Annotated in this window: 18 protein-coding genes; 8 read left to right on the forward strand and 10 right to left on the reverse strand. The window is 69.5% G+C overall.

The genetic code is table 11. The features are described from left to right. Positions 1–206, forward strand: a 206-nt coding sequence (locus I7X39_RS23435; RefSeq protein ID WP_232352113.1) for a hypothetical protein, incomplete at its 5' end; no start/stop codon positions are given. 103 nt (positions 207–309) lie between these two features. Here I7X39_RS23435 and I7X39_RS21355 read toward each other — a convergent pair. From I7X39_RS21355 to I7X39_RS21365, 3 genes are all read right to left on the reverse strand, one after another. Then, positions 310–1332 (reverse strand): STAS-like domain-containing protein, encoded by a 1023-nt coding sequence (locus I7X39_RS21355; RefSeq protein WP_198113385.1) that lies wholly within the window; start codon positions 1330–1332, stop codon positions 310–312. Between the two features lie 9 nt (positions 1333–1341). Beyond that, positions 1342–3114 (reverse strand): putative bifunctional diguanylate cyclase/phosphodiesterase, encoded by a 1773-nt coding sequence (locus tag I7X39_RS21360; protein WP_198113388.1) that lies wholly within the window; start codon positions 3112–3114, stop codon positions 1342–1344. A gap of 89 nt (positions 3115–3203) precedes the next feature. Continuing rightward, on the reverse strand, positions 3204–3617 hold the full coding sequence (locus I7X39_RS21365; RefSeq protein WP_198113390.1) for a MerR family transcriptional regulator: 414 nt from the start codon (positions 3615–3617) through the stop codon (positions 3204–3206). A 90-nt stretch (positions 3618–3707) separates the two neighbouring features. Between I7X39_RS21365 and I7X39_RS21370 the strand changes: the two genes are divergently transcribed. The 4 genes from I7X39_RS21370 to I7X39_RS21385 are packed head-to-tail and all read left to right on the forward strand — an operon-like array spanning position 3708 to position 8710. Continuing rightward, entirely contained in the window at positions 3708–4157 is a 450-nt protein-coding gene (locus I7X39_RS21370) for a (2Fe-2S)-binding protein (protein ID WP_198113392.1), read from the forward strand. Then, entirely contained in the window at positions 4154–6400 is a 2247-nt protein-coding gene (locus I7X39_RS21375) for a xanthine dehydrogenase family protein molybdopterin-binding subunit (RefSeq protein ID WP_198113394.1), read from the forward strand. Before I7X39_RS21370 ends, I7X39_RS21375 begins: the two co-directional genes overlap by 4 nt. A 16-nt stretch (positions 6401–6416) precedes the next feature. Further along, positions 6417–7214, forward strand: a complete 798-nt coding sequence (locus tag I7X39_RS21380) for an enoyl-CoA hydratase-related protein (protein ID WP_198113395.1) — start codon at positions 6417–6419, stop codon at positions 7212–7214. Beyond that, positions 7211–8710, forward strand: coding sequence for a 3-hydroxyacyl-CoA dehydrogenase (locus I7X39_RS21385; RefSeq protein ID WP_198113397.1), 1500 nt, complete (start codon positions 7211–7213; stop codon positions 8708–8710). The genes I7X39_RS21380 and I7X39_RS21385 overlap by 4 nt, the downstream gene beginning before the upstream one ends. A 21-nt stretch (positions 8711–8731) precedes the next feature. Here I7X39_RS21385 and I7X39_RS21390 read toward each other — a convergent pair whose 3' ends face one another. Together I7X39_RS21390 and pcaF are read right to left on the reverse strand one after the other, a co-directional pair. Next, positions 8732–9970, reverse strand: a complete 1239-nt coding sequence (locus I7X39_RS21390) for a glycerate kinase type-2 family protein (protein ID WP_198113399.1) — start codon at positions 9968–9970, stop codon at positions 8732–8734. Next, positions 9967–11169, reverse strand: a complete 1203-nt coding sequence (pcaF, locus tag I7X39_RS21395; protein ID WP_198113401.1) for a 3-oxoadipyl-CoA thiolase — start codon at positions 11167–11169, stop codon at positions 9967–9969. Before pcaF ends, I7X39_RS21390 begins: the two co-directional genes overlap by 4 nt. A gap of 73 nt (positions 11170–11242) precedes the next feature. On the opposite strand from pcaF, the gene I7X39_RS21400 reads away from it, so the two are divergent. The 3 genes from I7X39_RS21400 to I7X39_RS21410 all read left to right on the forward strand — a co-directional run bounded on the left by I7X39_RS21400 (position 11243) and on the right by I7X39_RS21410 (position 13925). Beyond that, on the forward strand, positions 11243–12514 hold the full coding sequence (locus I7X39_RS21400) for a cyclic di-GMP phosphodiesterase (RefSeq protein WP_198113403.1): 1272 nt from the start codon (positions 11243–11245) through the stop codon (positions 12512–12514). A gap of 6 nt (positions 12515–12520) precedes the next feature. Further along, positions 12521–12838: a DUF1840 domain-containing protein gene (locus tag I7X39_RS21405; protein ID WP_198113405.1), complete on the forward strand. Its 318-nt coding sequence runs from the start codon at positions 12521–12523 to the stop codon at positions 12836–12838. Positions 12839–12983: 145 nt separating this feature from the next. Next, entirely contained in the window at positions 12984–13925 is a 942-nt protein-coding gene (locus I7X39_RS21410) for a porin (protein WP_198113407.1), read from the forward strand. An 87-nt stretch (positions 13926–14012) separates the two neighbouring features. Here the strand turns inward: I7X39_RS21410 and I7X39_RS21415 are convergent, their stop codons facing one another. Genes I7X39_RS21415 through I7X39_RS21435 form a run of 5 tightly spaced genes read right to left on the reverse strand, consistent with a single transcriptional unit; the run spans position 14013 to position 20479 of the window. Next, a complete protein-coding gene (locus I7X39_RS21415; protein ID WP_198113409.1) occupies positions 14013–15212 on the reverse strand; it encodes a toxic anion resistance protein in 1200 nt (399 codons plus the stop codon). 20 nt (positions 15213–15232) lie between these two features. Next, positions 15233–15895 carry a hypothetical protein gene (locus I7X39_RS21420; RefSeq protein WP_198113411.1) on the reverse strand — a complete coding sequence of 221 codons (663 nt, stop codon included), beginning with the start codon at positions 15893–15895 and terminating at the stop codon, positions 15233–15235. Further along, positions 15895–17544, reverse strand: a complete 1650-nt coding sequence (locus tag I7X39_RS21425) for a vWA domain-containing protein (RefSeq protein WP_198113413.1) — start codon at positions 17542–17544, stop codon at positions 15895–15897. Before I7X39_RS21425 ends, I7X39_RS21420 begins: the two co-directional genes overlap by 1 nt. Then, positions 17541–18665, reverse strand: a complete 1125-nt coding sequence (locus I7X39_RS21430) for a hypothetical protein (RefSeq protein ID WP_198113415.1) — start codon at positions 18663–18665, stop codon at positions 17541–17543. Before I7X39_RS21430 ends, I7X39_RS21425 begins: the two co-directional genes overlap by 4 nt. A 44-nt stretch (positions 18666–18709) precedes the next feature. Further along, complete coding sequence (locus I7X39_RS21435) at positions 18710–20479, reverse strand: vWA domain-containing protein (RefSeq protein WP_198113417.1); 1770 nt, start codon at positions 20477–20479, stop codon at positions 18710–18712. Between the last annotated feature and the right edge of the window lie 41 nt (positions 20480–20520).

Genomic DNA, 20520 nt, shown 5'->3' on the forward strand with positions numbered 1-20520 from the left:
CTGTCAACACCTGGATCGAAAATTTCTTCGCAACCCAAACTCAACATCCTTTACCAACCGACCTCCATCAGGAGTTGCCCGAGGGCGTTTCGATCAGCGAAGCCCGCCACTATAGCAAGGATTTTGAGAACGGCGCAAGCGCTCTCCGAATGCTGCGCTCGAATGCCTGGCATCAGGGGCAGCGAGGGGGTCCTGGCTCAGGGTGAGCCCCTCTCTTTCACAGGCAGGTGCAGCGTGGGGCGATTCGACAGACTCCGGCTTGCGCCGAGCCCGAACGATCACGCTTCTTTATAAGCAAGCACGCCGCCCTCAGCCCGATCGCGCGTTGTCGATCAGCGCCAGGATGCGGCGATTGGCATTCAAGGGCACCAGTTCCACGCTGCGGTGGTTCATGCCGAACACGCGGAAGAGCTCGTCGGCAAACGCGTGCCCGATGTCGGGCACGCCATCGAAGTCAATCTCTGCGCGCTTGAAGCGCTCCAGGCGCGCGGTGACGCGGCGCGCCTGCGCCCGGCTGTCGAGCGCCTGGCCGGGGCCGGCCAGCAGGCGCAAGCTGATGACCGTGCGGTCGAAGGCAATGCCGCTGCCGTCCAAACTCCAGGCACCCAGCACCTGATCCAAGGTGCGCGTGGTGTCGAGCGCCACCGCAAAGTAGATGCTGGTGCCTTGGCGCGGCAGCGCCTTGCCAGGACGCCAGCCGCTGCTGTCCCAGGCGCGGCGCTGGTAGGCCGTGCCGTTGGCGTGCAGATCAAATACGTCGGCCAGCTGGCTGCTGAAGAACAGCCCACGGCCGGTGTGCTCCTGCGGCGCGGTGGTCAGGCGGCCCTTGCTGAGCTCCAGCATGGCCAGGCTGGGGTCTGCGATGTCGTACGTGCCAGCGATCTTTTGGAAGACGCCACAGCCGTCATCGCTGACCAGCAGCTGCACGTGGGTGGGGGTCTGGCGCAGGCTGACGGTGACCGAAGTTCCTCCGCTGTGATCAATCGCGTTGTTCAGCAACTCGGTGAAGGCGTGCTGAACCATGCGGCCGACATGCGCTGGCAGGCTGAAGTTGGGGGCGTAGTCGCGCTGCCAGGGCAAGTCTTCCTGCAGCCCGTACAGGGGATAGCTGCGCACCACCTGGCGCAGCGCGCCCGGGCTGTAGACCGGCCGGCTGAAGCCGCCCTCGCGCTGCAGCCAGCCGGCATCCACCAGGCGCTTGAGCATGGCTTGGGCAGCGCGCCGGCTCGCGCCCGTCCGTTCGACCACATGGTCTGCCAGCTGGTGCGAATGCTCGCGCGCCGCGGCGGTGATCCATTGGGTGAAGTGGTCGAAGTTCAGGCGTGTGCTCATGCCGGCAGCCTAGCCCGGCGCGGCGCCGGGCGGCAATTGGTTCTTGTGCCGGTCCAGCCAGGCCCGAAATTCGCTGGCCGGAATGGCGGGGGCCAGGTGGTGCCCCTGCAGCGCGCCCACACCCAGACTGATCAGCATGCGCGCCTGCACCGCGGTCTCTACCCCTTTGGCCACGGTGTTCAGGCCACAGGTTCCGGCCAGCTGTACCAGGGCGGCGAGCCAATCGGCTTCGCGGCTGCCTGGCCGCAGATCGGCCAGGAGCTCGCGTGAGAACTTGAGCTGGCTCAGGCCGGGATGGCGCAGGCTGTGCAGCATGCTGTCGCCGGCGCCGAAGTCGTCCAGCGCCAGGCCGATGCCGGCGGCGCGCAGCGCGGGGAGCTGCATGAGCCCGCGGATCTGCGGGTCGCGCAGCTGGGCTTCGCGCAGGTCCAGCACCAGGCCGGAGCCCGGCACTCCCAGGCGCAACAGGCGCGCCGCCCAGTCCGTAACGCTGCAGCCCCATTCGCGCAGCTGCGTGCCGGACAGGTTCACTGCCAGGCTGAGCTCGGGTTGCAGCTCCCGCCGCCAGGCCTTGAGTTGCGCCGCCGCGTCCTGCAACACCCAGGCGCCGATCTCGCAAATCAGACCGCTGCTCTCGGCAAGCGCGAGAAAGGAGCCTGGGCCCAGCAGGCCCAGCACCGGGTGGCGCCAACGGAGCAAGACCTCGGCCTGCGTGCAGGCCCCGCCGTCGGCCGGCAGCACCGGCTGGAAATGCAGGCAGAACTCCTGGCGCTCCAGCGCTAGTCGCAGTTCGGCGCCAAGCCGGCTGCGTGCCTGGGCGGCCTCATGCACGGCCCGCCCCGCAAAGCGGTAGCCATTGCGCCCAGCATGCTTGGCGGCATAGAGGGCCTGATCGGCGCGCTTGAAGAGATGCTGGGCATCGTCCGCGTCCGCCGGAAAGAGGGCGATGCCCACGCTGACCGAAACGGTCTGCTGGCTGTCGGCCAGCGCGAAGGGCTGCGCAAGACTGTTCACCAGGGCGTTGGCCACGCGCTCCACGCTGCTGGGCTCACCCTGCAGATCGGCCAGCAGCACGATGAACTCGTCACCCCCCAGGCGCGCCACCATGTCCACCTCCCGGATGCAGTTGGCGATGCGCCGGGCCGCCTGGCGCAGCAGTTCGTCGCCGGCGTCATGTCCGAGGCGGTCGTTCACTTCTTTGAAGCGGTCCAGGTCCAACGCCAGCAGGGCCAGGTGGCGGCCCTCGCGCCGCACCTTTTTCATCTCGTTGCCCAGGCGCTCGGCCAACAGGCGCCGGTTGGGCAGGTCGGTGAGGGCGTCGTAGTTGGCCTGTCGCCAGGTCAGCGCCTCGACCCGTTTGCGCTCCGTGATGTCGGTGTGAGTGCCCACCATGCGCAAGGGCCGCCCCTGCTCGTCGCGCGCGATCACCATGCCGCGGGTCTGCACCCACTTCCAGCTGCCGTCCTTGCAGCGCACCCGGTGCTCGTTGCTGTAGACCGGCGTGAGGCCGTCGAAGTGGGCCTGGCGGTCGCGGCTCATCTGCTCGCGGTCGTCGGGGTGGGTGAGCGAATCGATGATGGCCGGGTTGGCCTCCAGATCGTCGGGGCTGTAACCGTAGATCTGCAGGAAGCCGGCCGAGTAGAGCTCGACGCCGGCCTGGATGTACCAGTCCCATACGCCATCGCCGCTGGCCTCCAGGGCGAGCTTCCAGACTTCGTCGGCCGCGTGCAATTGGTGCACGGCGGCCGCCAGCGCGGCCTGAAGCGGATCGGGCTTGCTCACGGTCACGGCGGATGGCGCGGTTTTGCAACCCGGCAAGCGTCGGCCAAGAACCCTCGTCTGGCAAGGCCGGCAACCCGAGCCCGGCCGCGCTAGCGGGAGCGCTGCACCGCCTCGGCTGGCGCCACCCGGGTCAGGTCCAGGCAAGCGCCCGAGGTCCACTGGGTCTCGCAGGCTGCCATCAGCCCCAGCAGTTCGCGCTCCTGGGCGTCCAGTTGTTCGCGCAGCGCCGCAATCTCGTCGCGCCGGCGCTGCAGCTCACGCAGGATCTCTTCCTTCGGCAGCGCGCCAGGCCGGGCGGCGGCAAACAGGCCGCGCAGGGTTTCGAGCGAAAAGCCCAGACGCTGCGCGAGTTGGATCATCTGCAGGCGCTTGAGCGCGGCATCGTCATAGTCGCGATACCCATTCGCGCCGCGCCGCCCCTCGGGCAGCAGACCACTGGCCTCATAGAAGCGAATGGCCGAGGCGCGAATGCCCACTGCAGCCGCCAATTCACCGATGCGCATGGATCCCCCTTGACCTTCAAGCTGGCTTTAATCCTACGCTCGCGGCTTTCCTGCCACGACGCCCGGGGCGCCGCGGCGTAAGGTGCGCCCATGCCCGTCCTTGAAATCAACCGCCACACCCAGGATCTGAACCTGGAACCCGACATGCCCCTGCTCTGGGCGCTGCGCGACGAACTGGGCCTGACGGCCACCAAGTTCGGCTGCGGCGTCGCCGCCTGCGGCGCCTGCACCGTGCACCTGGACGGCGAAGCCGCCCGCAGCTGCATGCTGCCGCTGGGCGGCCTGCAAGGCCGGCAGGTCACCACGCTGGAAGGCTTGCGCGACGACGCGCTGATGCAACGCCTGCAGGCCGCCTGGCTGGCCGAGCAGGTGCCGCAATGCGGCTACTGCCAGAGCGGCATGCTGATGGCGGCGCACGCCTTGCTGCGCCGGCACCCGCAGCCGAGCGAAGCGCAGATCGAAGCGGCTATGACCAATCTCTGCCGCTGCGGCACCTACCCGCGCATCCGCCGTGCCCTGCGGCGCGCTCAGCTGCCATGAAGCGGCGCGGCTTTCTGATTGCCGGTGCGGCGGCAGCCGGTGGCGCCCTGCTCGTGGGGGTGGGCCTGCAGCCGCCCGACGCCCGCAGCCGGCTTGGGACGGGCCGCGGCGCGCCGCAGCCCCCGCAGGGCGACGGCGTGGCGCTAAATGCCTGGGTCCAGATCGGCCGCGATGGGCGGGTCAGCGTGGCCGTGCCGCGCGCCGAAATGGGCCAGGGCGTGCACACCGCGCTGGCGCAACTGCTGGCCGAGGAACTGGACGCGGACTGGGCGCAGGTGGGCGTGCATGACGCCACCGGGGCTCCCGTCTACGCCAACGCGGCCTTGCTGCTGAATGTGCTGCCCCTGCAGCCCGATGACGACGGCGCGCTCGCCCGCTTCGCACGGGGCGCCGCGCAGCGCCTGGGCTACAGCCTGGGCCTGCAGGTCACCGGCGGCAGCAGCAGCGTGCGCGATGCCTGGGAGCCGCTGCGCCTGGCCGGCGCCGCGGCCCGCAACCTGCTGCTGCAGGCCGCCGCGGCGCGCTGGCAGCGGCCCCTGGCGGAGCTCAAGACGGCGGGCGGCTTCGTGCTGCACGGCGAGCGCCGCCTGGGCTATGGCGAGCTCGCCGCCGAGGCGGCGCAACTCAGCCCGGCGCACGAACTGCCGCTCAAGCGCCGCGAAGACTGGAGCCTGATCGGCCGCAGCCCTCCGCGCCTGGACCTGCCGGCCAAGGTGCAGGGACTGGCCCGCTACGGCATCGACGTGCAGCTGCCCGGGCTGCGCCATGCAGCCTTGCGCCAGGCGCCGAGCTTCGGCGGCAGCGTGGTGCGTTTCGAGGTCGAAGCGATCCGGCAGCGACGCGGCGTGTTCGACGCCTTCCTGCTGAATGAAGGCAGCGCCGTCGTCGTGGCCGACAGCTGGTGGCGCGCCGAAGCCGCACTCAAGGCCCATCCCCCACGCTTCCATGCGGGCCCGCGCGCCGGGCTGGACACGGCCGGCATGCGCCAGACGCTGCAGCGCGCGCTGGACCAGCACAGCGGCACCGGTTTTCGCAATGACGGCGACGCGCGCGCCGTGCTGGCGCGGGCCGGTGCGGTGCTGCGCGCCGAGTACGAGGCCCCCTTCCTGGCCCATGCGGCGCTGGAGCCGCTGAACTGCACGGCCCAGGTGAAGGACGGCCAGGTGCATGTCTGGTGCCCGACGCAGGTCGCTTCGCTGGCGCGCTGGAAGGCGGCGCAGGTGGCCGGCGTGGCGCAGGAGCGGGTGACGGTGGAAACGACCTACCTCGGCGGCGGCTTTGGCCGGCGCCTGGAAACGGACGTCATCGAACAGGCGGTCGCCATTGCGATGCGCTGCGGCGGCGCGCCGGTCAAGCTGCTGTGGAACCGCGAGGAGGACTTCACCCACGATGTCTACCGCCCCCTGGCGATGGCGCGCTTCGAGGCCACGCTGGGCCCCGACGGCCTGCCGATGGCCTGGCTGAACCAGGTCGCCGGGCCTTCCGTTGGCACCGACACGGTGGCGCGCCTGCTGCCCGGTCTGGCGGCCGATCTGCCCGACAAGAACCACATCGAGGGGGCGTTCGAGCTGCCCTACGCCATTCCCCATCTGCGCGTGCGCCAGCTGCGCGTGCCGCTGGGCGTGCCGGTGGGCAGTTGGCGCAGCGTGGGCCACAGCCTGAACGCCTTCTTCACCGAATGCTTTCTGGATGAGCTGGCCCACGCCGCCGGGCAGGACCCCTTGCGCTACCGCGAGGCCCTGCTGGCGCGGCACCCGCGCCATCTCGCCGTGCTGCGCCTGGCAGCCACCCAGGCCGGCTGGAGCAGCGCACTGCCCGCCGGCCGGGCGCGCGGCATCGCCCTGCACGAGAGCTTCGGCTCGATCTGCGCCCAGGTGGCCGAGGTCTCGATCGAGGCCGGGCGCCCGCGCGTGCACCGCGTGGTCTGCGCGCTCGACGCCGGCACCCTCGTGCACCCGGACACGGTGCGGGCGCAGATGGAGGGCTCGATCCTGTTCGGCCTGACGGCCGCACTGCATGGCGAGATCACGATCGCGAACGGCGCCGTGCAGCAGCGCAACTTCCCCGAACAGCCCCTGCTGAGCCTGGCCGAGACGCCGCAGATCGACGTGCACCTGGTGCCCAGCACGGCGCCACCCGGCGGCGTGGGCGAACCCGGCACCCCGCCGACCGCGCCAGCCGTCTGCAACGCCCTGGCCACGCTCACCGGCCGCAGGATCCGCCAGCTGCCGATCCGGCTTTGAAATCGATACTGCAGGGATGCAAGCCCATGAATCCCTGCAAGTCCAAACCGATGCGCGCGGCGTCGCCACGCTGACCATGCACCGGCCGGAACGCTTCAATGCCTTCGACGAAGCCCTGATCCAGGCCCTGCACCAGGCCGTGCAGGCCTGTGTTGCCGACCCCGCCGTGCGCGTGCTGGTGCTGGCCGGCGCCGGCAAGCACTTCAGCGCCGGCGCCGACATCGGCTGGATGCGCCGCGCCGCCGCCGCGCCCGAAGACGTGAACCGCGCCGACGCCCAGGCCTTTGCCGCCATGTTGGCCGCGCTGGCCGCCTGCCCCAAACCCACCGTTGCGCGCGTGCAGGGCTTGGCCCTGGGTGGCGGCGTGGGTCTGGCCTGCGCCTGCGACATCGCCATCGCCACCGAGGACGCGCAGTTCGCCGTCAGTGAGGCGCGCTTCGGCATCCTGCCCGCCGTCATCGGCCCCTATGTCATTCGCGCTGCCGGCCCGCGCCAGGCGCAACGCCTGGCGCTGATGGCGCACCGCATCGGCGCCGCCGAGGCCCTGCGCCTGGGCCTGGTGCAGCAGACCGTGCCGGCCGCCGAGCTCGACGCCGCCATCGAGGCCACGCTGACCGAGCTGCTGGCCAGCGGCCCGCAGGCGCAGGCCGAGATCAAGGCCCTGTTCGCCCAGCTGCGCCCGGGCGACTTCGGACCCGAGGCGCAAGCGCTCACCGCCGCCACCATCGCCCGCGTGCGCAGCACGCCCGAAGCGCGCGAGGGCTTTGCCGCATTCACTGAAAAGCGCCCCGCCACCTGGAGCATCCAGCCATGAGTGAATTTCACGTTCTGGCCGGCGCCTGCGTCGGCATCGTCGGCGCCGGGGTCATGGGCATCGGCATCGCCCAGATCGCCGCACTGGCCGGCCATCCGGTCAAGCTGCTGGATGCCCGCGAGGGCTTTGCGGCCAGCAGCATCGCCCGCTTAAGCGAGACGCTGGCCGGCCTCGTCGCCAAGGGCAAGCTGGAAGCCGACGCGCGCACGGCCGCGCTGGCGCGCCTGCAGCCCGCGGGCAGCGTGGCCGAGCTGGCCGACTGCGCGCTGGTGGTGGAGGTCATCGTCGAGCTGCTCGAACCCAAGCGGGCGCTGCTGCGCGAGCTCGACGCCCTGCTGCCGCCCGGCGCCATCCTGGCCTCCAACACCTCGTCGATCAGCATCACGGCGCTGGGCAATGGGCTGGCTCACCCCGAGCGCTTGGTGGGCATGCACTTCTTCAACCCGGTGCCGCTGATGAAGCTGGTCGAGGTGGTGTCCGGCCTGGAAACGGACCCCGCCGTGGCCGCGGCCACCGAAGAGCTGGCGCGCGCCTGGGGCAAGGTGCCGGTGCGCGCGGCGTCGACGCCGGGCTTCATCGTCAACCGCATCGCCCGGCCCTACTACGCCGAGACCCTGGCCCTGCTGCAGGAACATGCCGGCAGCCCGGCCCAACTGGACGCCTGTCTGCGCGCCGCGGGCTTTCGCATGGGGCCCTGCGAGCTGATGGACCTGATCGGCCAGGACACCAACAACCTCGTCACCCGCTCGGTCTGGGAGGCGAACTTCGGCGACCGCCGCTACCAGCCCAGCGTGGTGCAGCAAGCCCTGGTGGACGGCGGCCGCCTGGGCCGCAAGGTCGGCAAGGGCTTTTATGTGGGCGAGCCGGAGCGCCTGCCCGCCCCGAGCACGCCCGAGCACGCGCCCGCGCTCCAGCTCTACGGCCGCGGCGCCGCGGTGGACGCCCTGGCCCAGCGCCTGCCCGGCGTGGCGCGCCAGGGCGACAGCGAGTGGTCTGGGCTGCGCGTGGGCGACGGCGTCATCGACCTGATGCTGACCGACGGCCGCTGCGCCGTGGAGCGCGCGGCCGGCCACAGCAATCCCATGGCGGTGCTGGATTGGTGCCTGCCCGGCCAAGCCGGCACCGCGCTGGCGCTGGCCTATGGCCCCCATGTGCAGGCCGGCGCCCAACGCGCCGCCCAGGAGGCCCTGGCCGCCGCCGGCTTCCTGGCCGTGCCCCTGCGCGACACCCCGGGCCTGCTGGTGGCGCGCACGCTGGCGATGCTCGTCAACGAGGGCGCCGATGCGGTCTGGCAGGGCGTGTGCAATGAGGCGGGCGCCGACACCGCCATGAAGCTCGGCGTCAACTACCCGGCCGGCCCCTTCGAGTGGCTGAGGCTGCTGGGGGTGGCGCCGGTTTGTCAGTTGTTGGACCGGTTGTGGGAACACACGCGCAGCGAGCGCTACCGCGTCAGTCCCTACTTGCGGCAGCGCTACTGGTTGAACGAGTCGCGCTGATGCCGGGCCCGGGTGCGGCACTCAGCCCACCCAGATGGCCCGGAAGTCATTGACGTTGGTCCCGGTCGGGCCGGTGAGCAGGCTTTCGCCCAGCGCATGGAAGGCACCGCCAGCGTCATGGCGTTCCAGGGCCGCGGCCAGATCCAGGCCCTGGGCCTGCGCCCGTGCCCAGGTCTCGGGCCCGCAAGTGGCGCCGGCCCAGGGGCTGGCGCCGTCGATGCCATCGGTGTCGGCCATCAAGGCGTGCAGGCCGGGGCGGTCTTGCCAAGCCAGCAGCGCGGCCAGCAGGCATTCGGCATTGCGCCCGCCCTGGCCAGGTTGGGCGTGGCGCAGCGTCACGGTGGTTTCGCCCCCACTCAAATAGAGGCCAGGTGTCAGGCAGCGCCCGGCCAACTCACGGCCAATTTCGCGGGCCTCGCCCTGCAAGGCATCGCCCAGCAGCTCCACGCGCAGGCCCCAGCGCTGCGCGAGCTTCGCGGCGGCCTGCAGCGCCAGGGCCGGCGAGGCCAGCAACTGCGCAGGCTGCGCGGCGGGCAAGGCTTTCGGGGTTTCGAAGGCGCCGCTGCGCAGCCCCTGCTGCGCCGCCTCGGGCAGCGGAATGTCAAAGGTATGCGCCACGTCCAGCGCATCGGTGCAGGAGCTGGGGTCGGCCAGCGTGGGGCCCGAACCAATCAGGTCCAGGCGGTCGCCAGGGATGTCGGAGATCGCCAGCGTCAGCAGCGGCGCGCCGCCACAGGCCGCGGCCAGGCGGCCGCCCTTGAGCGCACACAAATGCTTGCGCAAGGTGTTCATGGCATCGATGGGCGCGCCGCTGGCGAGCAAGGCGCGGTTCACAGCCTGCAGATCGGCCAGGCTCAGGCCCGTCAGCGGCAGCGTCGCCAGGGCCGAGGCGCCGCCCGAGAGCAGCGCGATGACCAGATCGTCCGCGCCCAGGCCCTGGGTGGCCGCCAGCAGGGCCTGGGCGGCGGCCAGGCTGCTGGCATCGGGCACTGGGTGCGCACCCTCCAGCGCCTGCAAGCGCTGCAAGGCCGGACGAGTGCTGCCGCGTGGCGCCACCAGCACGCCGCTCAAGGGACGGTCCGCCGGCCAAGCGGCTTCGAGCGCCGCGCCCATGGCCCAGGCGCCCTTGCCCAGGCCCAGCACCACGGTGCGCCCGCGCGGTGGCGGTGGCAGCGCGGCGGGCAACACGCGCGCCGGCAGCGCGGCAGCCACCGCCGCCTCAAAGAGCTGGCGCAGGCCGGCGCGCGGCGCGGGGCTCACAGCCGCTCGATGGCGAGCGCGATGCCCTGGCCGACGCCGATGCACATGGTGCACAGCGCCCGTCGGCCGCCCGCGGCCTCCAGTTGGTTCAGCGCCGTGGTCACCAGGCGGGCACCGCTCATGCCCAGCGGATGGCCGAGCGCGATGGCCCCGCCGTTCGGGTTGACGCGCGGATCATCGTCGGCAATTTCCAACTGACGCAGCACCGCCAGGCCCTGTGCGGCAAAGGCCTCGTTGAGCTCGATGAGGTCGAAATCACCGAGCGTCAGACCCAGGCGGGCCAGCAGCTTGCGCGTGGCCGGCACCGGGCCGATGCCCATGATGCGCGGCGCCACGCCGGCCGTGGCCATGCCCAGCACACGGGCACGCGGCGTCAGGCCGTGGATGCGGGCCGCGGTCTCGCTGGCCAGGATCAGCGCACAAGCGCCATCGTTGACGCCGCTGGCATTGCCGGCCGTCACCGTGCCGTCCGGGCGCACGATGGGCTTGAGCTTGGCCAGCGCCTCCAGGCTGGTGGCACGCGGATGCTCGTCCTGGTCGACCAGGATCGCGTCGCCCTTTTTCTGCGGGATGCTGACGGGCACGATCTCGCGGGCGAAGAAACCACGCTCGCGTGCCGCCAGGGTCTTGTTCTGGCTGGCCAGGGCGAAGCGGTCCTGGTCCTGGCGGGAGATGCCGAAGTCCGTGGCGACGTTCTCGGCCGTCTCGGGCATGGCGTCAACGCCGAACAGCGCCTTCATCAAGGGGTTGACGAAGCGCCAGCCGATCGTCGTGTCGTAGACCGCATTGCTGCGCGCGAAGGCCTCGGTCGCCTTGGGCATCACGAACGGGGCGCGGCTCATGCTCTCCACGCCGCCGGCAATCATCAGGTCGGCGTCGCCGGCTCTGATGGAACGGGCCGCCAGACCCACGGCATCCAGGCCCGAGCCGCAGAGCCGGTTCACGGTGGTGCCGGGCACATCCAGCGGCAGGCCGGCCAGCAAGGCGGCCATGCGGGCGACGTTGCGGTTGTCCTCGCCGGCCTGGTTGGCGCAGCCCAGGATCACATCGTCCACGGCCGACCAATCCAGGTTCGGCTGACGCTCGCGCAGGGCCAGCAATACATGGGCCGCCAGGTCATCGGCACGCACGGCAGACAAGGCCCCCGCATAGCGCCCGATGGGCGTGCGCAGGGCCTCACAGAGATAGGCTTGGGTCATTGGGGTCTCCAGAGTGCCGCCATTGTGGTTGGGACGGGTGATACTTCCCTCCCGACTCCCCTCGTTCACGCGCATGGCCAGCGAAGAACTGATCGACATCGCGCAGCTCAAAGTAGGCATGTTCATCCACCTGGACGTGGGCTGGATGCGGCATCCCTTCCCGCTCTCCAGCTTCCGCATCAGCTCGGAAGACCAGCTGGTGGTGTTGCGCCGTCTCGGTCTGAAGCAGGTGCGCTGGAGCCCCGCCAAGAGCCTGCTGGAAGAACCGGCCCCCGCCGCGCCCGAAGCCGTCGCGACCCCATCAACCGCCACCGAAGCAGCCCCGCCGGACCCCGCCGAGCAGGTGGCCCAGGCACGCCGCGCCGCGCTCAAGGCCCAGCAGGACCAACTGGCCCAGTGCGAAGCCCAGTACGGTGAAGCCGCCCAGGCCCTGACCGAGCTGATGGGTCTGGTTTTCTCCGATCCGCGCGCAGCCGGGCAGCAGGCGATGCTGCTCACGCGCAGCTTGCTCGACAAGATGCTGGTGGCCGGTGATCTGAACCTGCGCCTGCTCAACGAGGCGGCCGGTGACCGCGCCACCGCGCACGCCCTGAACGTGAGCCTGGTGGCCCTGCTGCTGGGCCGCGCCTGCGGCCTGGGCGAAGAAGAACTGCTGGCCCTGGGCACCGGCGCGCTGCTGCACGATGTGGGCAAGCTCGAGGTGGAAAGCCGCTTCCGCCACCGTGGCGAGCAGTTCAACTCGATCGAGCTGCTGGCCTACCAGGAGCACGTGGCCAAGGGCGTCAAGCTGGCGCAGAACATGCTGCTGGGCCCCGATGCACTGGCCGTGATCGCCCAGCACCATGAGCATGCCGATGGCACCGGCTTCCCGCAGAAGCTCAGTGGGGAGCGCATGCACCCGCTGGCCCGCGTGGTGGCCCTGGTGAACCGCTTCGACGGTCTGTGCAATCCGGCCGTCAGCTCCAAGAGCCTGACGCCGCACGAGGCCCTGTCGCTGATGTTTGCCCAGGGCCGCAGCCGATTCGACGCCACCATGCTGAACGCCTTCATCCGCATGATGGGCGTCTACCCGCCCGGCTCGATCGTGCAGCTGACCGACGACCGCTACGCCCTGGTGGTGGCGGTGAACTCCAGCCGCCCCCTCAAGCCGCGCGTGATGGTCTACGACGCCCATGTGCCGTCGGACCAGGCGCTGTCGCTCAATCTGGAAGAGAGCCCCACGCTGGGCATCCGGCGCAGCCTCAAGTCGGTCGACCTGCCGCGGGCCGCGACGCTCTACCTGCGCCCGCGGGCCCGCTTCGCCTATTACTTTCACGCCAGCGAAGCCAGCCCCCTGGACGCCTGAGGCCCGATGCTGCGCTTCCACTCCAAGGCGGGCGCCGATGTGCTGATGCTCGGCGCGCATGCCGACTTGGTCTTGCGCGCGCTCGGGCGCGAGCCGGCGCCCCAGGGCATCTTCCTGCCCGAGCAGATTGCCGCCGCGCTGCACCGCCTGGACCGCGCCGAACAATTGCCCGTGTCCCTGCCCGTGCCCGGCGCCGAACCGGACGAGGGCGAGGCAAACGATGGCTTGCCCGACCCGCAGTTGCGCCAGCGCGCCTGGCCCCTGCGGGAGCTCTTGCAGCGGGCCGCGCACAAGGATTGCCCCGTGTTGTGGGAGACGCTTTGACGGCCCCAAAGATGGCCGAAGTCACGGTGTTGCAATTACGCGTCGAAGGCGGGAATGCGCGAAAACCCGCTGCCTATACTGCCCCGACCTTGAATCAGGTGCCCCATTCCGGAGCACCCTCTCAACCCCAAACGTAAGGCCAATGATGAAGAAATTCACTCTGTCCGCCATCGCTCTGGTGGCTGCCGCTGTCGCAGCTCCGGCGTTCGCTCAAAGCTCGGTCACCCTGTACGGCCGTCTGAACACCACGGTCGAGAATCAAAAAGAAAACAATCAGGCCCGCAAGTGGGTGGTGCAGAACAACTCTTCGCGTATCGGCTTCAAGGGCACCGAAGACATGGGCGGCGGTCTGAAGGCCAGCTTCCAGCTGGAGCATGGCTTCGCGTCGGACACCGGCGCTGCCAACGCCACCTTCTGGGGCCGTGAGGCTTGGGTTCAGCTGGCGGGTTCTTTTGGCGCCATCCGCCTGGGCAACATCACCCCCGAGTCGTACTTCGCCACCGCCGACTACGTGAGCATGCACAACCATGACACGGGCACCTCGGCTGACTACCTGTACGGTGGCCCCTTCCTGAACAAGAACAAGGTCATGTACATGACCCCGACCATGGGCGGCTTCAGCGCCTCGATCGCCGGCACCGCGGGCGAAAAGGTCGAGAAGAACGGCACCGATTTCGCCATGAACTACGACGCCGGCCCCTTCCACGGCGGCTTCGGCTACAGCAAGCAGGGCGACATGAACCAGTGGGCCGTGCGCGCCCTGGTGGAAGCCGGCCCGTTTGTGGTGGGCGGCTACTACCAGAAGGACGATGTGGGTGCAGACACTCGTGACGTGTGGCGTTTGGCTGCCATGTACGCCATGGGCGCCAGCGAGTTCCACGTGAACGTCGGCCAGGCCAGCCAGGCCAAGAACGGCGCCACCGTGCTGTCGCCCAAGCAGGATCAGTGGACCCTGGGCTACAACTACAACCTGAGCAAGCGCACCAAGGTCTACGCCTTCTACACGAAGCGCGATCTGAACAAGAACACCTCCGCGGCCGATGCTGAGTTCAGCTCGCTGGCCATGGGCGTGCGCCACAACTTCTGATCCTTCCGGATCTGAAGCAAAAAGCCACCTTCGGGTGGCTTTTTTCATGCCTGTGCGGCCCCCACACGGGGCGGGGGCCTGGCGGAATCAGAGCTTGACCGGACCGCTGACGCTGCCGGCCACCGCGTCCTTGGCCTGCTGCTGGCGCACGCGGTCGATGTAGGCCTCGGAGCGCTGCAGCTGTTCGGCGATCAGCTTGTTGTTCTGGCCCATGGTTTCGATGGCCTTGGAGCGGAAGTTGTCCATCGCGTCCATGGCCTGGAAGGTCTGGTCGAACATCGACTGGATCTGCTCGATGCCCAGCATGGGGTTGGCGGCGAACTCCGCCGTCTGGTCGACATGCTGGTTCAGCTGGCGGCCGGTTTCCTGGATCAGGTTGCCGATGGTGGCGTTGACGCCCTGCAGCATCTGCATCACCTGGATCTGGTTGCCGGTGGCGCGCGCCACCGTCTGGGCCACGGCCAGGGCGCTCATGCCGGTGGTGGCCACGCGGTCGCAGCCATTCATCATTTCGCGCCCGGTCTTCTTCAGCACGTCCAGCGCCAGGTAGCCGTTCACGCACACGGCCTGCTGAGTCTGGATGTCGGTGAGGTTCTGGCGTGCGTAGAACAGCACTTCCTGCTCCAGCGCCTTGGCCTTCATGGGGTCGGTGGGCTTGAGGGCATTGACGCGCTCTTCCAGGCGCTGGTCCAGCACCTTGGCAAAGCGGGCCGCCGCTGCGAGCGACTGCATGGCCTCCCACAGCTTGCCGCGCGTGGCCTCGATGTCGATGACATCCTTCTGGATGCCGTCCTTGGCCGCGTAGAGCTGGGTCATCGAGGTCTGCAGCTGCGAGGCCGCGCTCTCGAACTTGCGGAAATAGGCTTCGAGCTTGTTGCCGAAGGGGATCAGGCCGAGCAGCTTGCGCGGCTGGAACAGATCGCCCTCCTTGCCGGGATTGAGGTCGTCAAGCTGCGCACGGATGGCCGAAATGGCCTTGTAGGCCGGCGTGTCCTCGGCGCCAACGAAGTTGCGCTGCATCAGGCTGCTCTGCATCAGGCTGGCGGCCACGCTGATCTCCTGGCGGCCGAGCTGGAAGGCGGAATCCAGGCGCTGCTTGAAGGGCTCGCTGTGCAGGTCTTCCTGCTCCAGCGCCTCGATGAAGCGCTGCACCTGCTCGTCCACCTTGTCGGCCACCTCGGGCTTCAGGGGCACGACTTCAGTGGCGGCCTCGGGCTGCACCGGGGTGATGACCTCGGGCGGCTCCAGCGTGAAGACGGGTTTGACAGCAGTTTTGGTTTCGCTCATGGGGCTCCCCAGGGGTGGGTTCAGGACTGGATGCGTTCGGTCGTTTGACCAAACTTCTGCTTCAGGAATTCGCTGTGCGTCAGGAAGGCTTGGGCGTCCTGCCCGGCCAGGTCGTCGCCAAGCTGCACCACCTTGGCCTCCAGCTCGCCCAACACCCCCTCGAAGGTGGCCTGGGCGGTCTTGCCATTGCCGAGCAGCTTGGTGGTGGCGAACTGCGCCGGAATGCTCAGGTAGGTGTTCAAGGCCTCGGGCAGGTAGCTGATGGCGATGTGGCGGGCATGGAAGGTCTCCTGCAGCGAGAGTTGGCCGCGGCTGCGCTCCCATTGATCCAGCAGGGCTTCGAGCGATTCGCACAGCGAGAGGATGCGCTGGCGCAGCGGCGGCGGGATGCGCTGGCCGGGGTTGTGCTCGGTCAGGCGGCGCACGCCGCTCAGCGCACGGCCCATGGCCTCGCGGGCATCGCCCTCGTCCTTGAAGACCAGGGCCTCGAAGGGGGCCTCTCGCATGCTGGGCCAACCCCACCACAGCCCCCCAACCACCAAGCCAGCCGCATAACCGATGGCCGCCACGCCAATACCCAGGCTACCCAGGAAACCGAGCGCCTTGAGCACCAGCACCAGGGTGGCGGTGCCAAAGCCCAGCCAGTTGGCCGGGGCGTTCAACCAACGAAACAGACCTTGCATCACTGGTAGGCGCGGATGTCTTTGAACACGGCATACAGCGGGGTCTTGCGCGCATCGAACACCTTGCCGCCGGTCAGCTCCACCACGGCCTTCAGTTCGCCCTCGGCGGCCTCGCCGAACAGCACCATGAAGACCGGGATGGCCTTGACGTCCTCGGGCAGGGCCTCGTAGTCGCGCTTGAAACGCTCGAGGTTGCGGCCGTTGTTGTTCATGCCGTCGGTGAAGGCGACCACCGAGTACTGGTACTCGGGGTTGCGCTTGCGCTCCTGCATCAGGTGCTTGAGGGCCTCGTACACGGCGTCGTAGAGCGCGGTGCCACCGTCCATGTGGAGGGCGTCGGCCGCATCGCGCACGCGCCGCAGTTCGGCCAGCTTGGCCTCGGTGTCGGCCTGCAGGGCCACCCCCTTCTTCATCGGCGAGCCGGCCGGGATCTCAAACAGCTCGGGCTTGCCCACGGTGCCGGAGAAGGGCACGAACCAGAGCCGCTCGCGATTGGTGAGCTTGGCCACGCGCCCGGTCAGGCTGTTGTCGGCCCCGGCCAGGTAGTGGATGGCCTCGATCAGCTGCTGGCGGCGGCCTTCCTTGTGCATGCTGCCGCTGGTGTCCAGCACGAAGGCGCTGGCGATCGGGCGGCGGAACTCGTTCAGGTAGGCATCGATCAGGCCGTCGGCCAGCTGGCGCTCGGGCGAGAAGGGCAGCTCCACCTGCATGCCGCGCGCCGGCAGCAGGTCTTCCACCTGCTGGGCCAGCTCGGCCTTGATGGGGCGGCGCAGGGTCTGGCGCGCCAGCCATAGCTGGGCCTTGTCGCCCTTCAGGTACTCCACCACCTTGACGTAGTCGGTGCGGCGCGCCTCGTTCAGCAGCATCAGCGGGTAGTCGGCCGTGCTGACACCCTCGTGCGGGTAGATCAGGTGCAGCTTCTCGCGCAGCTTGCCGCTGTTGTTCAGGGTCAGCAGCCAACTCTCGTAGTTGATGAAGGCGTTGGCGCGCGTGCCCTGGTACTTGGCGAACTGCTCGGCCAGGTAGGTGGAGTTGTCACCCACCAGCTTGTAGCCCTTCAGAAAGTCGGCAATCGCGCCGCGGTCCACATCGGCGGCGGTCAGCGCCTCGGGGCTGCCGCTGGCCGCTGCCACCACGCCCAGCAAGGCCATGAAGCCCTGGTTGCTGGTGGCGGGGTTGGAAAGCGCATACGTCAGCTGCCCCGCCTTGGCCGCGGCGGTGATGTCGGCCCAGGTCATCTGCTTGCCGACCCAGCCGTACTTCTTGGCGTCGGACTCGCTCACGCCGATGGCGATGGGCGACAGCATGATCTTTTCCTGCACCTTGACGCGTGACTGGCCGACGCGGTCGCTGAGCAGGTACTTGGCGTTGGCGAACCAGGCGGCATCGGCCTTGCTCTCGCCGCTCAGTACCTCCTGCGTGCTTTCCATCGTGCCGCCGAAGCGGAACTTGACGTTCACGCCGGTGGCTTCGCGAATCAGCGGTACCAGGGGCTCCAGGTCCTTCAGATCGCTGGTGGCCAGGATCTGCAGCGGCGGAGTGGTGTCCACCACGGCCGGCGCGGCCGGTGCGGCGGTCTCTTCCTTGCTGCAGGCAGCCAGCAGCAGTCCCAGACCCATCACACAGAGGATGCGGCGCATCGGCTTCATTGGTTCATCTCCCGGCTCACCACGTCGATCATCTCGAACATCAACTCGAAGCTGGGTGGGTCCACCACGTTGTTCAGCTGCTGATCCACCGCCAGCCCGGCGCGCTGGGCGGCGGCGGCAAAGGCCGCCGGATCACCGGTGCGGAAGCCCAGCTCCAAGGCCACGGCCTGCAGCTCCTTGTTCGTGGCCAGCAGCTCGCCCAGGCGCTTGGCGCGCTCGTTCATCGCCACCCACACCACCTTGTTGACGATGGTGGGCTGGGGCACCAGCAGCACCATGTCCTTGCGCACGCCGTTCTTCAGCGCGTGCGCCAGCATCTGGTTCTCGTAGATGAAGGCCATCGGCGTCTTGCCCATGCCGATGGAGAGGTAGTCGTCGAAGGCGCCGTTGACGTAGTTCTCCTGGTAGCCCTGGCGCTTGAACAGCTCGGCCAGTTGCGCGGCCTGCTGCTGGGCGGCAGCACGGTCGGTCACCACCTCGCCGCTCAGGGCCTGGGAGGTCAGCGCGAGGTACATCGCCGCCGAGTTGGAACGCCGGATGTCGGTGGTCGAGACCAGCACGCTGCGCGAGACGTCATAGGCCGCGCTGGCCTTCAGGTCCTTCCAGCGCTGCTTGGCCAGCATGGCCTTGGTCAGCGCCGCCATGTCCAGCTCGTAGTAGCCGGCCGCGTTCGGCTTGGCCATCTGGTTGGCCACCAGGATCTTGGCGATCGGCTCCCAGCTCGCCACCACCAGCGGGGTGTGGAAGGGTGAGCTCTGCGTGGCATTGATCTTGGTGCGGCGCGCCGCGTCCAGGATCATGTTGGCCGCCACCACGCCGCTGGAGAAGAAGAAGTCCGGCCCGCCGCTGGCCGTGACCTTGCTCGCCATGTCGCGGCTGCCCACGCGCGCCACCTGCACCGGCAGCTTGTGGGCGGCCAGCACCTTCTGCACGCGCTCGTCCTTGAAGAAGGGCTCGGCGTCGACGGCGATCAGGCCCTTCAGCGGCTCGGCCGAGGCGATCTCGGCCTGCTCTTGCGCGGCCTGCTTTTCGACCTTGCCATCGCGCAGCGCCCAGAACAGCGCCGCGCCAAAAACGCCCAGCACCACCAGGGTGCCGAGCGTGCGGGTTGCGGTATTCATCCTGACCAACTCTCCCACGCCGCATCGGGCGACGCGGGGGCAGTCTAGGGCTTGGGGGCGCCGGTTTTCAGGGCCGTCGACAGCGTCATCAGGCGCAGCGCCTCGGCACGGTGGCCATAGGCGTCCTCCCCCACCGCCGTGCGCGCCAGGCTCAGGGCCTGCTGGCCGTCGAAACCGCCGATCTGGGTGCTGCCGCGCAGCCATTGGCCCCAGCCCGCCACGGCCGCAGCCCAGCGCAGTTCGGCATCGGCCTGCTGCGCCAGCACCAGAGCCCGCACAGGTACCGGCAGCTGGTGCAGCACGCTCTCGCTCTGGCCCGGGTGCTTGAAGCGCAGCTTCAACCAGGCCAGTTCGTTGGCCGGGCCGCCGGCCTTCTTCTCGCCTTGGTAGCGCAGCGGGTCCACCGTGCCCGCGCCGCCCTTGGGCACCCATTCGTACAGCGCGGTAACGCGATGGCCGGCACCGATCTCGCCGGCATCGACGCGGTCGTTGTTGAAGTCCTCGCGCTGCAGCTGGTGCAGCTCGTAGCCGATCAACCGGTACTCATCGGCCACCGCGGGGTTGAACTCGATCTGCAGCTTCAGGTCCTTGGCGATCACCTCCAGCGTGGAGCGCATCTGCTGCACCAGCACCTTGTGCGCCTCCTGCAGCGAATCGAGGTAGTGGTAGCTGCCATCGCCGGCGTCGGCCAGCTGCTTCATCAGGGCTTCGTTGTAGTTGCTGTCGCCCACGCCCAGGGTGGTCAGGCCGATGCCGGCCTGGCGCTGTTCCTCCACCAGGGCTTTCAGCTGCTTGGGGTCGGTGACGCCGATGTTCAGGTCGCCATCGGTGGCCAGCAGCACGCGGTTGATGCCGTTCTTGATGAAGCCGGCGCACGCCTGGGCATAGGCCAGGCGGATGCCGGCCTCGCCATAGGTGCCGCCCCCCGCCGCCAGCTGCTGGATGGCGGCGCGGATGGCCTCTTGCCGATCCCCCGCCGTGGCCGGCAGCACCACCTGGGTGCCATTGGCATAGCTGACCAGGCTGACCCGGTCCTGCGGCCGCAGTTGCTGGGCCAGCAATTGCAGCGAGGAACGCACCAGCGGCAGGCGGTCCGGCGGGCCCATCGAGCCCGAGACATCGACGAGGAAGACCAGGTTCGCCGGCGGCAAGGTGGCGCGCGCGGTGTCGCGGCCCTGGATGCCGATGCGCAGCAGGCCGCGCTCCGGGTGCCAGGGCGAGCGCGATTGCTGCAGGGTCACGCGCAGCGGCAGGGCATCACCTGCTGCCGGCAGCGGGTCGGCATAGCCGAAGTAGTTGACCAGCTCTTCCACCCGCACCGCATCGCGCGGCGGCAGCTGGCCGCGGTTCAGGAAGCGCCGCACATTGGCGTAGGAGCCCGTGTCCACGCTGGCACTGAAGGTCGAAACCGGCTGCTCGGCCACGCGCTGCCAGGGGTTGTCCTGGAAGCCGGTGTACTTGGCGGTGTCGGGCTGGGGTGGCGGCATCGGTGGGCGCGGGGCCATCAACGCGTGGCTGCCCTGGGCCATCAGCTTGGCCGGGGCGGCAGGAGGCGGCGCCGGCCGCAGCTCCTGGGCGCGTGGGGCATCGGCCAGCGCGGACTTGCCGAGGTCGGCGCGCGGCGGGGGGGCGGCGGGCACGGGTGCCGCGCTGACCATGGGCACCGACTCCAGCACCGGCTGGGCCGCCGCTTCCTGGCGGACCGGCGGCGAGGGGGTGGGGCCTTCGGGCTGGGAGCCGGGGGCGCTGCAGGCCCAGAGCAGGCTGGCGGTCAGCAGGCCCAGGGCCTGGCGCCAGGGATTGAATCGCTGCATGGAAGGTCTCCGTGAGGTCCGCCGGAGGGCGGTTGCAGGGC

The sequence above is a fragment of the Inhella proteolytica genome (assembly GCF_016093275.1).
Lineage (GTDB): Bacteria > Pseudomonadota > Gammaproteobacteria > Burkholderiales > Burkholderiaceae_C > Inhella > Inhella proteolytica.

Excerpts from the sequence above, each read along its gene's own strand:
- I7X39_RS21355 (WP_198113385.1), bottom strand. The coding sequence starts at position 1,332 with ATGAGCACACGCCTGAACTTCGACCACTTCACCCAATGGATCACCGCC.
- I7X39_RS21365 (WP_198113390.1), bottom strand. The coding sequence starts at position 3,617 with ATGCGCATCGGTGAATTGGCGGCTGCAGTGGGCATTCGCGCCTCGGCC.
- I7X39_RS21370 (WP_198113392.1), top strand. The coding sequence starts at position 3,708 with ATGCCCGTCCTTGAAATCAACCGCCACACCCAGGATCTGAACCTGGAA.
- I7X39_RS21375 (WP_198113394.1), top strand. The coding sequence starts at position 4,154 with ATGAAGCGGCGCGGCTTTCTGATTGCCGGTGCGGCGGCAGCCGGTGGC.
- I7X39_RS21380 (WP_198113395.1), top strand. The coding sequence starts at position 6,417 with ATGCAAGCCCATGAATCCCTGCAAGTCCAAACCGATGCGCGCGGCGTC.
- I7X39_RS21385 (WP_198113397.1), top strand. The coding sequence starts at position 7,211 with ATGAGTGAATTTCACGTTCTGGCCGGCGCCTGCGTCGGCATCGTCGGC.
- pcaF (WP_198113401.1), bottom strand. The coding sequence starts at position 11,169 with ATGACCCAAGCCTATCTCTGTGAGGCCCTGCGCACGCCCATCGGGCGC.
- I7X39_RS21400 (WP_198113403.1), top strand. The coding sequence starts at position 11,243 with ATGGCCAGCGAAGAACTGATCGACATCGCGCAGCTCAAAGTAGGCATG.
- I7X39_RS21405 (WP_198113405.1), top strand. The coding sequence starts at position 12,521 with ATGCTGCGCTTCCACTCCAAGGCGGGCGCCGATGTGCTGATGCTCGGC.
- I7X39_RS21410 (WP_198113407.1), top strand. The coding sequence starts at position 12,984 with ATGAAGAAATTCACTCTGTCCGCCATCGCTCTGGTGGCTGCCGCTGTC.
- I7X39_RS21415 (WP_198113409.1), bottom strand. The coding sequence starts at position 15,212 with ATGAGCGAAACCAAAACTGCTGTCAAACCCGTCTTCACGCTGGAGCCG.
- I7X39_RS21420 (WP_198113411.1), bottom strand. The coding sequence starts at position 15,895 with ATGCAAGGTCTGTTTCGTTGGTTGAACGCCCCGGCCAACTGGCTGGGC.
- I7X39_RS21425 (WP_198113413.1), bottom strand. The coding sequence starts at position 17,544 with ATGAAGCCGATGCGCCGCATCCTCTGTGTGATGGGTCTGGGACTGCTG.
- I7X39_RS21430 (WP_198113415.1), bottom strand. The coding sequence starts at position 18,665 with ATGAATACCGCAACCCGCACGCTCGGCACCCTGGTGGTGCTGGGCGTT.
- I7X39_RS21435 (WP_198113417.1), bottom strand. The coding sequence starts at position 20,479 with ATGCAGCGATTCAATCCCTGGCGCCAGGCCCTGGGCCTGCTGACCGCC.